The organism is Pseudomonas sp. HTZ2 (assembly GCF_033173945.1).
GTDB classification, from domain to species: Bacteria; Pseudomonadota; Gammaproteobacteria; order Pseudomonadales; family Pseudomonadaceae; genus Aquipseudomonas; species Aquipseudomonas guariconensis.
The window spans coordinates 5,235,566-5,248,672 of the sequence record NZ_CP137332.1; the positions used below are offsets into that span (position 1 = coordinate 5,235,566).

General features: G+C 61.6%; 13 protein-coding genes and 3 tRNA genes. 9 read left to right on the forward strand and 7 right to left on the reverse strand.

Annotated features, from left to right (window positions below):
• Window positions 1–244 precede the first annotated feature (244 nt).
• The 3 genes from R6G97_RS24370 to R6G97_RS24380 all read left to right on the forward strand — a co-directional run bounded on the left by R6G97_RS24370 (window position 245) and on the right by R6G97_RS24380 (window position 483).
• Window positions 245–320: transfer RNA gene (locus tag R6G97_RS24370), tRNA-Asn, on the forward strand.
• A 4-nt stretch (window positions 321–324) separates the two neighbouring features.
• Window positions 325–401 (forward strand) — tRNA-Pro (locus R6G97_RS24375).
• Between the two features lie 6 nt (window positions 402–407).
• Window positions 408–483 (forward strand) — tRNA-Lys (locus R6G97_RS24380).
• A gap of 259 nt (window positions 484–742) precedes the next feature.
• Here R6G97_RS24380 and R6G97_RS24385 read toward each other — a convergent pair.
• The 3 genes from R6G97_RS24385 to R6G97_RS24395 all read right to left on the reverse strand — a co-directional run bounded on the left by R6G97_RS24385 (window position 743) and on the right by R6G97_RS24395 (window position 3,059).
• Entirely contained in the window at window positions 743–2,038 is a 1,296-nt protein-coding gene (locus tag R6G97_RS24385; protein ID WP_253131678.1) for an NAD(P)/FAD-dependent oxidoreductase, read from the reverse strand.
• Window positions 2,039–2,122: 84 nt separating this feature from the next.
• Complete coding sequence (locus tag R6G97_RS24390; protein ID WP_043209647.1) at window positions 2,123–2,296, reverse strand: DUF3094 family protein; 174 nt, start codon at window positions 2,294–2,296, stop codon at window positions 2,123–2,125.
• Window positions 2,297–2,429: 133 nt separating this feature from the next.
• Complete coding sequence (locus R6G97_RS24395; protein WP_043209644.1) at window positions 2,430–3,059, reverse strand: DUF1780 domain-containing protein; 630 nt, start codon at window positions 3,057–3,059, stop codon at window positions 2,430–2,432.
• A 130-nt stretch (window positions 3,060–3,189) separates the two neighbouring features.
• Here R6G97_RS24395 and R6G97_RS24400 point away from each other — a divergent pair, with 130 nt between their 5' ends.
• The 3 genes from R6G97_RS24400 (at window position 3,190) to R6G97_RS24410 (ending at window position 6,315) form a co-directional block, all read left to right on the forward strand.
• Window positions 3,190–3,873 carry an energy-coupling factor ABC transporter permease gene (locus tag R6G97_RS24400; protein ID WP_043209642.1) on the forward strand — a complete coding sequence of 228 codons (684 nt, stop codon included), beginning with the start codon at window positions 3,190–3,192 and terminating at the stop codon, window positions 3,871–3,873.
• A gap of 172 nt (window positions 3,874–4,045) precedes the next feature.
• Entirely contained in the window at window positions 4,046–4,303 is a 258-nt protein-coding gene (locus R6G97_RS24405) for a hypothetical protein (RefSeq protein WP_442800211.1), read from the forward strand.
• A 158-nt stretch (window positions 4,304–4,461) separates the two neighbouring features.
• Window positions 4,462–6,315 carry an invasin domain 3-containing protein gene (locus tag R6G97_RS24410; RefSeq protein ID WP_442800212.1) on the forward strand — a complete coding sequence of 618 codons (1,854 nt, stop codon included), beginning with the start codon at window positions 4,462–4,464 and terminating at the stop codon, window positions 6,313–6,315.
• Between the two features lie 35 nt (window positions 6,316–6,350).
• Here R6G97_RS24410 and R6G97_RS24415 read toward each other — a convergent pair whose 3' ends face one another.
• Entirely contained in the window at window positions 6,351–7,256 is a 906-nt protein-coding gene (locus tag R6G97_RS24415; RefSeq protein WP_043215366.1) for a LysR family transcriptional regulator, read from the reverse strand.
• A gap of 109 nt (window positions 7,257–7,365) precedes the next feature.
• On the opposite strand from R6G97_RS24415, the gene R6G97_RS24420 reads away from it, so the two are divergent.
• The 3 genes from R6G97_RS24420 (at window position 7,366) to R6G97_RS24430 (ending at window position 10,891) form a co-directional block, all read left to right on the forward strand.
• Window positions 7,366–8,427: a YeiH family protein gene (locus tag R6G97_RS24420; protein ID WP_090345774.1), complete on the forward strand. Its 1,062-nt coding sequence runs from the start codon at window positions 7,366–7,368 to the stop codon at window positions 8,425–8,427.
• A gap of 188 nt (window positions 8,428–8,615) precedes the next feature.
• Complete coding sequence (gene ppnN / locus R6G97_RS24425; protein ID WP_043215370.1) at window positions 8,616–9,989, forward strand: nucleotide 5'-monophosphate nucleosidase PpnN; 1,374 nt, start codon at window positions 8,616–8,618, stop codon at window positions 9,987–9,989.
• A 260-nt stretch (window positions 9,990–10,249) separates the two neighbouring features.
• On the forward strand, window positions 10,250–10,891 hold the full coding sequence (locus tag R6G97_RS24430) for a TIGR04211 family SH3 domain-containing protein (RefSeq protein WP_043215374.1): 642 nt from the start codon (window positions 10,250–10,252) through the stop codon (window positions 10,889–10,891).
• A gap of 9 nt (window positions 10,892–10,900) precedes the next feature.
• On the opposite strand, the gene R6G97_RS24435 is transcribed toward R6G97_RS24430, so the two are convergent.
• From R6G97_RS24435 to R6G97_RS24445, 3 genes are all read right to left on the reverse strand, one after another.
• Window positions 10,901–11,590 (reverse strand): MOSC domain-containing protein, encoded by a 690-nt coding sequence (locus R6G97_RS24435; RefSeq protein ID WP_182818742.1) that lies wholly within the window; start codon window positions 11,588–11,590, stop codon window positions 10,901–10,903.
• 118 nt (window positions 11,591–11,708) lie between these two features.
• Window positions 11,709–11,978 carry a hypothetical protein gene (locus tag R6G97_RS24440; protein ID WP_043215378.1) on the reverse strand — a complete coding sequence of 90 codons (270 nt, stop codon included), beginning with the start codon at window positions 11,976–11,978 and terminating at the stop codon, window positions 11,709–11,711.
• Window positions 11,979–12,075: 97 nt separating this feature from the next.
• Window positions 12,076–12,957 carry a LysR family transcriptional regulator gene (locus R6G97_RS24445; RefSeq protein ID WP_043215381.1) on the reverse strand — a complete coding sequence of 294 codons (882 nt, stop codon included), beginning with the start codon at window positions 12,955–12,957 and terminating at the stop codon, window positions 12,076–12,078.
• Window positions 12,958–13,107 lie beyond the last annotated feature (150 nt).

Genomic DNA, 13,107 nt, shown 5'->3' on the forward strand with positions numbered 1-13,107 from the left:
AGCTGAATATTTTGAAAAAAATGCTTGCACAGAAAATCGAGTGCCCCTAATATACGCCCCGCTGTCAGGCACTACGCAGATCACCAGCGGTACAAGGGATCTGAAAACAATTTGCAAATCAGTAACTTGAAAGCAAATTGGGGGTTGACAAGCAAAACGAAGAATGTAGAATAGCCGGCCTCAGCAGCGACAACGCTGAAGAGTTCGAAGCTAACACAGGCTTCGAAGTTGTACGAAGTTCAGTTCCGCGATAGCTCAGTCGGTAGAGCAAATGACTGTTAATCATTGGGTCCCTGGTTCGAGTCCAGGTCGCGGAGCCAATTTCGGGGTGTAGCGCAGTCCGGTAGCGCGCCTGCTTTGGGAGCAGGATGTCAGGAGTTCGAATCCCCTCACCCCGACCATTTTCCGGGTCGTTAGCTCAGTTGGTAGAGCAGTTGGCTTTTAACCAATTGGTCGTAGGTTCGAATCCTACACGACCCACCATGTAAAAAGGGCATCTCGAATGAGATGCCCTTTTTCTTTTGCCTCGAATTTATCCAAACTTGTCACTGCACGACGGCACCCGTCAGTGCCCCTTCAAAGATTTCGGGCAGTACCCGACGATGAAGCACAAAAAAAGCACCTTCCGGTGCCTTGATGTGTATCGCCGCCGGTTGGGGGAGCGGGTTTGCCTGCGAAAGCGATAGCCGATTCACTATCGTACTCGCGGACAACCCCATTCCTCCAAGCGAGGGCTGGCCTGTCAGTGCAGTTTCAGGCGCGGCTCAGTACCCCGCCCAATCTTGCTACCCAGCATCATCAGTGCCGTGCGGAAGAACCCGTACAACGCCATCTGGTGCATCCGGTACAGCGACACATAGAACATCCGCGCCAACCAGCCCTCCAGCTTCACGCTGCCCATCAGGTTACCCATCAGGTTGCCCACCGCCGAGAAGCGAGACAGCGAAACCAGCGAGCCGTAGTCCTTGTATTCATAAGTCGGCAGCGGCTTGTTCTCAAGCCGAGCCCTGAGGCTCTGGGCAAGCATCGAAGCCTGCTGATGCGCGGCCTGGGCCCGTGGCGGCACGTTGCGGTCGCTGCCGGGTTGCGGGCAGGCGGCGCAGTCACCGAAGGCGAAGATGTTGTCGTCGCGGGTGGTCTGCAGGGTCGGGCGCACCACCAGCTGGTTGATGCGGTTGGTTTCCAGGCCATCAATGTCCTTGAGGAAGCCTGGCGCCCGGATACCGGCCGCCCATACCTTGAGGCTCGCCTGGATCACTTCGCCGGACGCCGTCTTCAGACCATCCTCGGTCACTTCACTGACCGCCGCGTTGGTCATCACTTTCACCCCGAGTTTTTCCAGGGTCTTGTGCACCGGCACGCTGATACGCTCAGGCAGGGCAGGCAACACGCGTGGGCCTGCCTCGATCAGCGTGATGTGCATGTCCTTGGGCTGGATGCGGTCCAGGCCGTAGGCCGCCAGTTCGTGGGCCGCGTGGTGCAGTTCGGCCGCCAGTTCCACACCGGTGGCGCCGGCGCCGACGATAGCCACGCTGATCTTCTCGCTGGCCACATCACCGGCATGGGCGCGCAGGTAGTGGTTGAGCAACTGCTGATGGAAGCGCTCGGCCTGCTTGCGGGTATCCAGGAACAGGCAATGCTGCGCTGCACCGAGTGTGCCGAAGTCGTTGGTGTTGCTGCCCACGGCGATGACCAGGGTGTCGTAGCCCAGGGTGCGCGCAGGCAGCAGTTCGCGACCTTCTTCATCGAGGGTTGCGGCCAGTTGGATCTGCTTGGTCTCACGGTCCAGGCCGCTCATGCGCCCCAGCTGGAAATTGAAGTGATTCCACTTGGCCTGGGCCACGTAGTTCAGTTCGTCTTCCGAGGAGTTCAGCGAGCCGGCGGCCACTTCGTGCAGCAGGGGCTTCCAGATGTGCGTGAGGTTGGCGTCGACCAGGGTGATCTCGGCCTGCTTGCGCTTGCCCAGGCTTTTACCCAGGCGGGTCGCCAGTTCCAGGCCGCCGGCGCCGCCGCCGACAATCACGATGCGATGAGTCATGGGGATATCTCATAAGGTTTAAGGAATTCTTGGCCCCAAGGGCCGGCCGCGACAGGGGCGAGGGGAGGGCGAGCGCAAGGCAGCTCATAGCACCAGTCCACTCAACAGGCGGCTAAGCAGGCCCAGGCCGATGGTCACAGCCACCACTACCACGAGGAGCAGCAAAGGCCGGAATGGCTTGCGCTCGACTCGATGCTGAGGTGCCTGCAGGTATTCATCGACACGACGCTGATCTTCTGGATTCAAGCGGCTGGTCATGGTGGGCCTCGTCAGATAGACGCTTGTGACTGCGAAAACACCACAGGGTTCTCGCAAGCACTTGATATCGAATGATAATGCTTTCTATCACTGGCGCCGAGTGTACGCCATCGCAAAGACTCTCGGCAGTGGATCAAAGACTGATACCGACATCGAAGACAATGCTGCGCCCCAGGTTCCCGCGCAGAAAATCCGGTGCGTCGGGGTGGGCGAACAGCACCCGGGCGAACGTCGGCCCCACCAGCGACAGCGAGCGCCACCCCTGGCGCAGGTATTCGGTAGGCGGCGGGAAGTGGCTGTTGAGGTCCAGCACTTCGCGCTTGAGGCTGGCGAAGGCGATGATATCCAGCTCGCTCAGATCCAGCCCGCGTTCCCGATAGTTGTGCGCCTTCTTGCGCAGCGTCGGGGCCAGGCGCCCGAGCAGCTCCTGGGCGCTGATCCGCCTTGGCCGCGCCTCGCGACGCACCAGCTGGCTCAGGGAAAACGCACTGCGCCGGCGTTGCAGCTCCTCGCGCCATTCGTCATTGAGCCGGCGCCCTTCGTCGAGCACGAAGAACACCTCGAAGGCGGCATCACGAAACAGCACGTCAGGCGGCTCCTGGCCCGCCGGTGTGAAGTCCTCGCTGCGATAAGCGATGTTCAAGCCTTGCAACAGGCGCTGGCACACCCAACGCTCTCGTTCCCATTTACGGGCGTTGGAGAGGAAGGCATTGGCTTGTTCGGCCTGGATGGTGAGCAGGCGCAGGTAGTCTGAGTCATCCATGGGAACAAGCTTAGTCGCTAATCCATGACGGTAAGATGCTGTTTGTGCGCAGGAAACCGGTGGCAGAACGATAGCCTCGGCAATCGGGTGTAGACTCGGCGTATCCGCGGCCGTCCGAAGGAGCGAACCGGTGATCAGTGCGCAGGTCCTGTCCACCGCCAGCCTGACCCTGGGTTGGCTCGGCTATGTGCCCCTGTTGGTATGGGCCCTGAGCCGCACGCGTTGGGTCGAGTTGTTCAGTGACAGCCGTCGCCAGCATTTATTGTTTGGCACGGTCTTCGGCTTGTTCGTGCTGTGGTTGGTCCGGCGGGATTTCGACACAGGCGTCTCCTACCACTTCATCGGTATGACTGCGGTGACCCTGTTGCTGGACTGGCCGCTCGCGGTACTCGGCGGTTTCCTCGCCCAACTCGGGTTGCTGGCGCTGGGCCGACAGGACCTGGCCGCCCTGGGCGTCAACGGCCTGTTGATCATCGGCCTGCCGGTGCTGGTCACGGAGGTCTGCGCGATCCTGGTCGAGCGCGCCCAGCCGCGTAACCTGTTCGTCTATATCTTCTCTGGATTTTTCGCCGCGGCGTTGTCGGCCTTGCTGTGCGTCCTGGCTGGGCTTGGCCTGCTCTGGCTGGATGGACGTTTCGCCATGCCGGAATGGCTATCGGACTTCATTGGCTACCTGTGGTTGATCATCTTCCCCGAGGCTTTTATCAATGGGACGGTGATCAGTGCTTTAGTGGTGTTTTGTCCGGAGTGGTTGGAGACGTTCAATCGCACCCGATATTTACAGGCGCCTTGGAATGATGACGAGAGGCGTTGAATAGTTATCGCCGGTAGTCAGTTCTTGTTTGATAGTTCCAACAGTGTCTGTAGTACGTTTCCTTGTTTGACCTTTTACTGCGCTTGCGCCGTTGCCGCGTGCTTCATACGTCCCTACTCTCGATCCGCTGTTGGTGCTGAATCATTAAGGGAAATACGTATGAGGTACATGAGTGTCTGAAGCCCGGTCGTTTATCAATCTTGAAACCAAAAATTATGAATCGCTTAAATCAGAGCTGATGCTTTCACGAAATCAACTCGCAAAATTCAATGTTTTAAATGCGCATCTTGCCGGCGGTGTGGTGATAAAAGGTGAGCTGGTTATTCTCGGTGATCCCTCTACACCAAACTGCACCAGCCATGAGGCCTTTCTGATGGCCGAGGCTGCAAACATCCACGCCGATCTGGCCCGCAATGGTCCAGATGACTGAATCGCCCCTGGTTTCGTAGACACCTCCAAGCCTCATAATGAGGCCCAAATAGGAGGTGCCATGAGTCGTCAGCGTTACCCCGAAGAATTCAAGATCGAAGCGGTCAAGCAAGTGACCGAGAAAGCGCGCGCCACTCGACCTTCACCCCTGCCCATACCGTGCTGCCGGCCGATGGCAAGACTCAGCAAACCCTGACCCTCGCCATCCGCGACGAGCAGCAGCAGCCGGTGGACATCGCCTTGGCGGATATCAAGATCACCAGCGACCACGTACGCGCAGGCAAGCACGGGGACGACATCAAGGTCTCGGATCCAACACGCACCTCGCCTGGCGTATACGAGATCCAGGTCACTGCCAGCAAGACCGAGCAGACAGTCACCCTGACACCGACGGTTCAGGGCACGGCACTGGCGCAAGCCTTGGTTTCCACAACGAGCGTGCTACCGAACCCAGGCAGCTCTCGATTCTCGGCAAGTCGGCCCACCATTGCAGCTGATAACAAGGCCACCACCACCTTGGCCTTTGACGCCAGGGATGCGAATGGCCTGCCACTCGAGGGCATCGGCAAACACTTGGCGTTCGTGGTGAATGGCGCCAGTGGCAATGTCTCGCCACCGGATGTCACCGTTGAAGCCATCGTGGAAAGCGCAGGCACTTATACCGCGAAGCTGCGCGGCCTCCTGGCAGGCCATTACACCGTTGCGCCTCATTTTGACGGTAAGCCCGTCGGTACCCTGAAAGCCAGCGTGGAATTACAGGCACTGCCGCCCGCGGAGCTCAACTCAGCGTTCAAGGTTATGCCACCGTCCATCGACGCAGATGGCTTCGACTCAACAACCTTGACGTTCATAGCAAGGAATGCCGACAACAAACCCGTGAGCGGCCTGGCCAACCTACTCATTTTCAACGTGACCGATGACAGCGGCAAACAGCCTGAACCCGGCAAGATCACCGTGACGGCTATTCAAGAAAAAGGCACGACAGGGGAATACAGCGCCACGCTGCGTGGTACTCAAGCTGGGGACTTTACGCTCACACCTGAAGTCGACGGTGACGTCATGGACTCACTGGCAAAATCAGTGGAGCTGAAGGTCTTACCGCCTGCGGCAGGAAGCTCCCGGCTCGTGCTAAGCAAGACCGATATCCTGGCAGATGGCGTGGACGAGGCGAAAGCATCGTTCATTGTCAAGAACTCGCTTGGGCAGCCAATCAGTGGCATTGTCGGCCAAGTGTCATTTACCGTGACCGACTCAAAGGGCAATCCTGCGTCGGATGTTGAATTGAGCCGTATCGTCGAAGTTGGAAACACAGGGGTGTACGAGGCTACATTGAGCGGCTCGCAACCCGATCTTTACACCATGACGCCCAAGATCGATAACGAACCTTTGGGAGCGGATGCGCGCCTGTCCCTGATGAGTACTCACATCACCGAACTCCACAGTTACTCGTATCCTGGTAAATATTCACACGCTGTCGATAGCGGGTTCCCCACGACGGCTTACGATCGCGTAGGGTTTTCCGCAACACTTGCAAACGGCGCCCATTCCAAAGATTACAACTGGTCATCCAGTGTCAGCTGGTTGACCCATCGCTCCTCCGGCCTTTTTATATTTTCCACTCCGCCTGATGATGCTTCAGGCGAAATCACCATTACGGGAACCCGCAAGGGCAGCCACGTCTCACACAGCTACACCTTCAGGATAAAAAAATGGTTTTATATCGATAACTCATTATCAAGGAATTGGGCTGCCGCGATGAACAGGTGTTCCGCTCTTGGACTTCAGCCAGTGTCCAAGGCCGACGCCACAAAAGGAGAAGGCGTAATAGGAGTCGGTACCCCAGCTTCAGAGTACGGCTTCGTGGGCTATTCTTTTCTGGCCAACTCTACGTGGCTGTCCGACCCCGCTGGCGCAGGCCACTATCTGCGCCTGCTTCTCATGGACGGGGCAACCGAGGTGGCACCTGAAGGCTCAGTCGATGGCAAAGCAATTTGCTACAGAACCTTAAAGTAACAAACGACCGAGCCCGGTTACATTTCGTACAAAACCTAAACAGCACTACGGCCAACGACTGGTACGTCCGCGAAACACAACCCCAAGAACCGCCGCGCCGCCCTCGACGGCGCGGCGGCATGGGGCATCAGTATCGAGAAATGCCGCGCTAATGGCTGCGGTGCAATGCCCAGCCGGTACAAGGCGTTGTCTTCATGGCGAATGGACATCGCCGACACGAAGCCAATGCCCATCCCCGCCCGTACCGCTTCCTTGACCCCCTCCACTCCGGCAATTTCTAACGCCACGCGCATCGGCACACCCTCCCGGGCAAAGGCGCGCTCCACCAACTGCCGTACCCCCGAGCCACTTTCGCGCAGCACCAACGGATACGCCCCCAGCGCTTGAAGCGTCTGCACCTGAACGCCGTCGGCCAGCGGATGGCCGCTCGGAACGATGGCGACGATCTCGTCCTCGCGCCAGGCGGTGACGCTGGTGCCAAGCGGTAGTTCCTGGCCTGGCGGGCCTTCGATCAAGGCGATGTCCAGCTCACCCAGAGCCGCGACGATTTCCGCCGTGTTGCCATGGGTCGTGGTGATCGCGATATCCGGGTAGCGGGCGTGGAAGTCCGCGATCAGGTAGGGCAACAGGTAACTGGCTGGGGTGGTACTGGCGCCGATGCGCAAGGTGCCGCGCTCCATCCCACGCATGGCGTCGCGCAGGGCCTGGGCCTGGAGAAAGGTCTCGCGCAGGCGTTGGGCGTGGCCTAGCAGTTGCTCGCCGGCGGCCGTCAGGCGCACCCCGCGTCCGGCACGTTGATACAGCGGCTCACCGAACGCTTCCTGCAGCAACTTCAGCTGACCCGACACGGCCGGCTGCGACAAGTGCAGCGCGGCGGCGGCGTGACTGATGTTGCCGTGCTCGGCGACGGTGGCGAAAGTTATCAGTTGTTCAGGGGTCATACGTTCAAAATATCAGCTAAGCGGATACTTGCCATCCTAAATCACGATTTTTTATAAGCTTATAACTGAATTAACGTAGACCTTATCAATACACATCGGAGGTCTTACCATGGCCACGGCCCACCCTACTCCCGCCCTTGCGCCTTCCCACGCGACCCGTGGGCGGCTCAACGGTATTCTGTTCGTCGCCCTGTTCGCCCTCGCCGTCACTCAGGTGGCGGCCCTGCCGGCCATCGCCGGGCTGGGGATCAGCCCGCTGATCGTCGGCATCGTCGCCGGTGCCCTGTATGGCAATGCTCTGCGCTATGGGCTGCCGGAAAGCTGGGCGGCGGGGGTCAACTTCTCGGCGCGCAACCTGCTGCGCCTGGCCGTGGCGTTCTTTGGCCTGCGGGTGAGCTTGCAAGAGATCGCCCAGGTGGGCTGGTCGGGTCTGACAGTCTCGCTGCTGGTGGTGGTCAGCACCCTGCTGGTGGGCCTGTTGGTGGGCATGAAGGTGATGAAGCTTGACCGCGACACGGCGCTGCTGACCGCTGCGGGCAGCGCGATCTGTGGCGCAGCTGCGGTGCTGGCATTCGAATCGGCGCTGCGCTCGCAGCCACACAAGGCGGCCATGGCGGTGGGCAGCGTGGTGCTGTTCGGCACGTTGTCGATGTTCCTTTACCCACTGGCGGTCAGCGCCGGCTGGGTGCAACTCGACAATCTCGGCGTAGGCCTGTTCTTCGGTGGCACCCTGCACGAAGTGGCGCAGGTAGTGGGTGCGGCCAGCAACGTGAGCCCCGAGGCCACCCACATCGCCACCATCGTGAAGATGACCCGTGTGTTGCTGTTGGTGCCGGTGCTGCTGGTGGTGGGCCTGTGGGTCAGCCGCTCGCGCAAGCAAGGCCAGGCCCAGGGCGGCGGGCGTATCGCCGTGCCATGGTTCGCCTTTGGCTTCCTGCTGCTGGTATTGGTCAATTCGTTGCAAGTCCTGCCGGCAGCGGTGGTGAACACCATCAATAGCCTCGACACCTTCGCCCTGACCATGGCCATGACCGCGCTGGGCATGGAAACCCGCGTGAGCCAGATCCGCCAGGCTGGCCCGCGCGCGCTGATCACCGGGGCGATCCTCAACCTGTGGCTGATCGGTGGCGGTCTGGCCATCACCCTGGGAGTACAACGGCTTTTCGGATGAATGGCAGCGGCTGATCCCGGAGCGCCGTGCGCCATCGCAGGCTATGCCGCCGCCCACGATCGTGCAGGGCTGGGGTAACCGCTTGGCAAGCGGCAATGAGGCTTTTTCTGCGCCCCCCTCGTTGCCGTGCGTTTTTGTCGGTATGGTGGTGTCCAAGTAGGAAGTTTCATTGCACAGGAAAGACTTAGATGCCCCAACGCCATGTCATCAACGCATCCGTCAGCCCCAAAGGCAGCCTGGAGACGCTGTCGCAACGTGAAGTCCAGCAACTGAGTGAAGTCGGTACCGGCAGCCTTTACACCCTGTTCCGCCAGTGCGCCCTGGCCATCCTCAACACCGGCGCCCATGTCGACAATGCCAAGACCATCCTCGAGGCCTACAAGGACTTCGAGGTGCGTATCCATCAGCAAGACCGCGGCGTACGCCTGGAGCTGCTCAACGCCCCGGCCGACGCGTTCGTCGATGGCGAGATGATCGCCAGCACCCGCGAAATGCTGTTCAGCGCCCTGCGCGATATCGTCTACACCGAAAGCGAGCTGGCCAGCCAGCGCATCGACCTGGAAAGCTCCCAGGGCATCACCGACTACGTCTTCCACCTGCTGCGCAACGCCCGCACGCTGCGTCCGGGCGTGGAACCGAAGATGGTGGTGTGCTGGGGCGGCCACTCGATCAGCAGCGAGGAATACCAGTACACCAAGAAGGTCGGCCACGAGCTGGGCCTGCGCAAGCTGGACGTATGCACAGGCTGCGGCCCGGGCGTGATGAAAGGCCCGATGAAAGGCGCGACCATCGCCCATGCCAAGCAGCGCATGCACGGCAGCCGTTACCTGGGCCTGACCGAGCCGGGCATCATCGCCGCCGAAGCGCCCAACCCGATCGTCAACGAGCTGGTGATCCTGCCGGACATCGAAAAGCGCCTGGAGGCGTTCGTGCGGGTCGGCCACGGCATCATCATCTTTCCCGGTGGCGCAGGCACGGCCGAAGAGTTCCTGTACCTGCTGGGCATCCTCATGCACCCAGACAACGAAGGCTTGCCCTTCCCCGTCGTGCTCACTGGCCCGCGCAGCGCCGAGGCGTACCTGCAGCAGTTGCATGCCTTCGTCGGCGCGACCCTGGGCGAGACGGCCCAGCAGCATTACCAGATCATCATCGACGACCCGGCCGAAGTGGCCCGGCACATGGTCGAGGGACTCAAGGCCGTCAAGCAGTTCCGCCGCGAGCGCAACGATGCCTTCCACTTCAACTGGCTGCTGAAGATCGAGGAAGGTTTCCAGCGCCCGTTCGACCCCACCCATGAAAACATGGCCAACCTCGAGCTGCGCCGGGACCTGCCGCCCCATGAGCTGGCCGCCAACCTGCGCCGGGCCTTCTCCGGGGTGGTGGCGGGCAACGTCAAGGACAAGGGCATTCGCCTGATCGAAGAGCACGGGCCGTACCAGATCCGTGGCGACAGCGCGGTGCTCGACCCGCTTGGGCGCTTGCTGCAGGCCTTCGTTGATCAGCACCGGATGAAGTTGCCCGGTGGGGCAGCGTATGTGCCTTGTTATCAGGTAGTGACCTAACCCGTCGCGACCGCTGAGCGGCTGAACTCGCGCCCAACAGGTCCGCACGGCCCTTGTGGGAGCGGGTTTATCCGCAAAGCGGACACTACATAGCTCGCGCCAGCGCCACAGCCGCTACTCGCAACATCCTGCAGACATTTCCTACAACAAGCAGTGAACCTGCCTCGATAAAAACGGTCTTTCGCTGACGGTCAACTCACCGACCGGTTCATCGGCCCAGTCATCGGGCCTACTTTTGTCCAGCTCCAGCGAAGATCACCATGCCTGATTCCCGACCAGCCTCCTTTGCCCTTGCCCCCCTGCTCGCAGCCTCCTTGCTTGCCTTGGCTATCCCCGCGCATGCCGAAGAACCGGCCAGCGACGCACGCTGGGTCAGCGACAGCCTGAGCACCTATGTGCGCAGCGGCCCCACCAACGGCCACCGTATAGTGGGTTCGGTCAAGGCCGGGCAGAAGGTCACGCTGGTGGGCACCCAAGGGGAATACAGCCAGGTCCGCGGGCAAAACGGCGATCTGGTATGGATCCTGAGCAGCGACCTGCAATCGGTCCCGGGCCAGGCCGAACGCCTGCCGGCACTCGACGCGCAGGTGACGCAGCTGTCCGAACAGCTCAAGACCATCGACGACAGCTGGAAGAATCGCGTCCAGGGCATGCAGGAAACCCTCGACTCGCGCAAGGCGCTGATCGACGAACTGGAAACGCGCAACAAGTCGCTCAACGAACAACTCGACCAGGTGCAGTCGTCGCTGCGTGACACCCAGGCGCGTCTGGGTGATGAGAACAAGCAAGTGATGATGCGCTACATGGTCTACGGCGGCAGCATCGCCGGGGCCGGTCTGCTCGCGGGATTGATCCTGCCGGCATTGACCCGCGGTCGTAAACGCAACGACCGCTGGTTCTGACAATAGCCCTCAGGCGCCGTGCAGACGCGGCGCCCAGTCTTCGACCTGGCGATGCTCCAGGCGCCGTTGCAGGGTCTTGCGCCAGGATGGCACCAGCGGCAATGCCAGGCATTCGCGTAACAGCTCAGGCTCTAGGTGTTTATCGAACAGCACCGCCGACAGGCGCGCCACCGACCATTCGCCGTGCGGGCGCTCGACCAGCTCCAAGCGCTCGCCCGCCTGCACCACGCCCTCCTCCAGCACCCGGTAATACCAACCGGTGCGCCCACTTTGCTGAACGCGCAAGGCCATCTGCGCCACGTCGAAGCGGTCGTTGAGCTTCCAGCAGGGCATGCGCCCCTGGGACACCTCCAGCAGCGCCGACCCCACACGAATCCGGTCGCCCAGGCAGACATCCGCCTCGCGCCAACCGGTGGTGCTGAAGTTCTCGCCGAATGCGCCGGGCTCGGCCAGCAATGGATGCTCGCCAAGCTCTGCCGCCCAGGCTGCATAGTGCTCGCGGGGATAGTGGTGGATGGCCTTTTCCACACCACCGTGGACCCGCAGATCCCCCTGCTCGTCGCCTTCGAGCCCGAGCCGTCCTACGGCCAGCGGCCCTTGGCGGGGGTGCTTGGCAATGGCACTGCGCGAGCCAGGGCGGGTGAAAGGTTGGGCCAAGCCTGTGAGCAGGTTGTCCAGGATGAGGCTGTTCAGAGTCATGCCAGGGTCTCGTTGGGTTGCCGGCGCAAAGCTTACCCCAGAGACACGAACGCCACGATCATATTCGCCTACCCAGGCCCATCGCACCGGTGGCGACCAGGCCCGGGCGGTCGGCGCGCTACTTGCCGCGGGCCTTGTTGTAGATGGTTTTGGCGCGGTCGGCTGAAGCCTGGCATTCAGCCATGTTGCCTGCGGCCTGAGCCTCCTTGGCCTGGTTGAGCAGGTTCTGATAGTCCTTGGCCATGCCGCCATGCAGGGCCTGGCCATCGGTCCGGTGGATATCCTCAAGTTCCTTGATCTTGGCGGCGCAGTTGGTTTCCGGGCCGGTTTCGGCGTGAACGGTGAAGCTCAATGCAGAAGCGATCAGCAGCAGTGTCAGGGATTTCATGGTGTGTTCTCCGTGAGAAAAGCCGGACTTCTGACAGGCACGTCGGCGGGCCCGACGCAGCCAAAAGCATAGCCTTGCTCAAAGATTCAGCCACAGTTCATTGACGCAAGCGCTCCAGCGCCTGCAGCACGTACCCGGTTGCCCGCTCCACCTGCCCCTCCCGGCAGGCGATCCCCAGCTGACGCCAAAGGCCAGGGCGCAAGGGCCGACGGGCAATCCGCGGGTTCAGCCGCTCCGCTTCGCCTTCTTGGGGCAGCAGTGTCGCGCCATAGCCTGCCGCCACCAGGCTCTTGATCGCATCGTTGTAGTTCAGCTCGATGCGCGCCTCGGGGTACAGCCCCGCTGCGGCGAACCATTCCGCCGTCACCCGCGACAGTTGGGTGGTGTTGTCGTTGAGTATCAGCGCTCGCTCGGCCAGCCAGGCCGGCGTGACCTTAGCGGGCGGCTGCCAGTCGGCCGGCAGGTAGGCCATGATCGGATCGCGTCGCCAGGGGGTGAGCTTCACCCCTCTGCCCGCTACCTGGGGCAGCGCCACCAGGCCGATGTCCAGCGTGCCCTCACGCAGGCGCGCCAGGGAAGCCTGGGAGGTCAGCACCTGCACCTGCACGTCGATGCCCGGATGCGCCTCACGCAGGTGCGCCAAGGCTTTGGGCAGCAGATGGGCGATGGCCCCGGTGGAGGCCCCCAGGCGCACACGCCCGGTCAGCCCCTGCACCTGTCGACGCACCTCGTCCAGGGCCAGGTCGGCATCGGCCAGCAGGCGACGGGCGCGGCCCAGCAGCGTCTCGCCCACGGTGGTGGGGCGCACCTGGCCTCGGGTGCGGGTGAGCAGCGGCGCCCCCACGCGCGCTTCCAGCTCGGCCACGTGCAGGCTGATGGTGGGCGCAGCCAGGTTGAGCTGACGAGCGGCCTCGGCGAAGGAACCGAGGTCGGCGATGACCACCAGCGTGCGCAGGCGGTCGAGGCTGATTTCGCGCATGGGGGGCCTCTGGGGGCTGGCCTGTTCGCGGGTAAACCCGCTCCCACAGGTACGGCGTGGATCCTGGTTCAGCGGTCGGCCTGGGAGCGGATCTACCCGCAAAAAGACTGACACGGTCATTCATTTTTTCTGAATCCAAGCATCATGATA

Excerpts from the sequence above, each read along its gene's own strand:
- R6G97_RS24435 (WP_182818742.1), bottom strand. The coding sequence starts at position 11,590 with ATGACTCTGAACAGCCTCATCCTGGACAACCTGCTCACAGGCTTGGCC.
- R6G97_RS24430 (WP_043215374.1), top strand. The coding sequence starts at position 10,250 with ATGCCTGATTCCCGACCAGCCTCCTTTGCCCTTGCCCCCCTGCTCGCA.
- R6G97_RS24390 (WP_043209647.1), bottom strand. The coding sequence starts at position 2,296 with ATGACCAGCCGCTTGAATCCAGAAGATCAGCGTCGTGTCGATGAATAC.
- R6G97_RS24420 (WP_090345774.1), top strand. The coding sequence starts at position 7,366 with ATGGCCACGGCCCACCCTACTCCCGCCCTTGCGCCTTCCCACGCGACC.
- ppnN (WP_043215370.1), top strand. The coding sequence starts at position 8,616 with ATGCCCCAACGCCATGTCATCAACGCATCCGTCAGCCCCAAAGGCAGC.
- R6G97_RS24440 (WP_043215378.1), bottom strand. The coding sequence starts at position 11,978 with ATGAAATCCCTGACACTGCTGCTGATCGCTTCTGCATTGAGCTTCACC.
- R6G97_RS24445 (WP_043215381.1), bottom strand. The coding sequence starts at position 12,957 with ATGCGCGAAATCAGCCTCGACCGCCTGCGCACGCTGGTGGTCATCGCC.
- R6G97_RS24385 (WP_253131678.1), bottom strand. The coding sequence starts at position 2,038 with ATGACTCATCGCATCGTGATTGTCGGCGGCGGCGCCGGCGGCCTGGAA.
- R6G97_RS24395 (WP_043209644.1), bottom strand. The coding sequence starts at position 3,059 with ATGGATGACTCAGACTACCTGCGCCTGCTCACCATCCAGGCCGAACAA.
- R6G97_RS24415 (WP_043215366.1), bottom strand. The coding sequence starts at position 7,256 with ATGACCCCTGAACAACTGATAACTTTCGCCACCGTCGCCGAGCACGGC.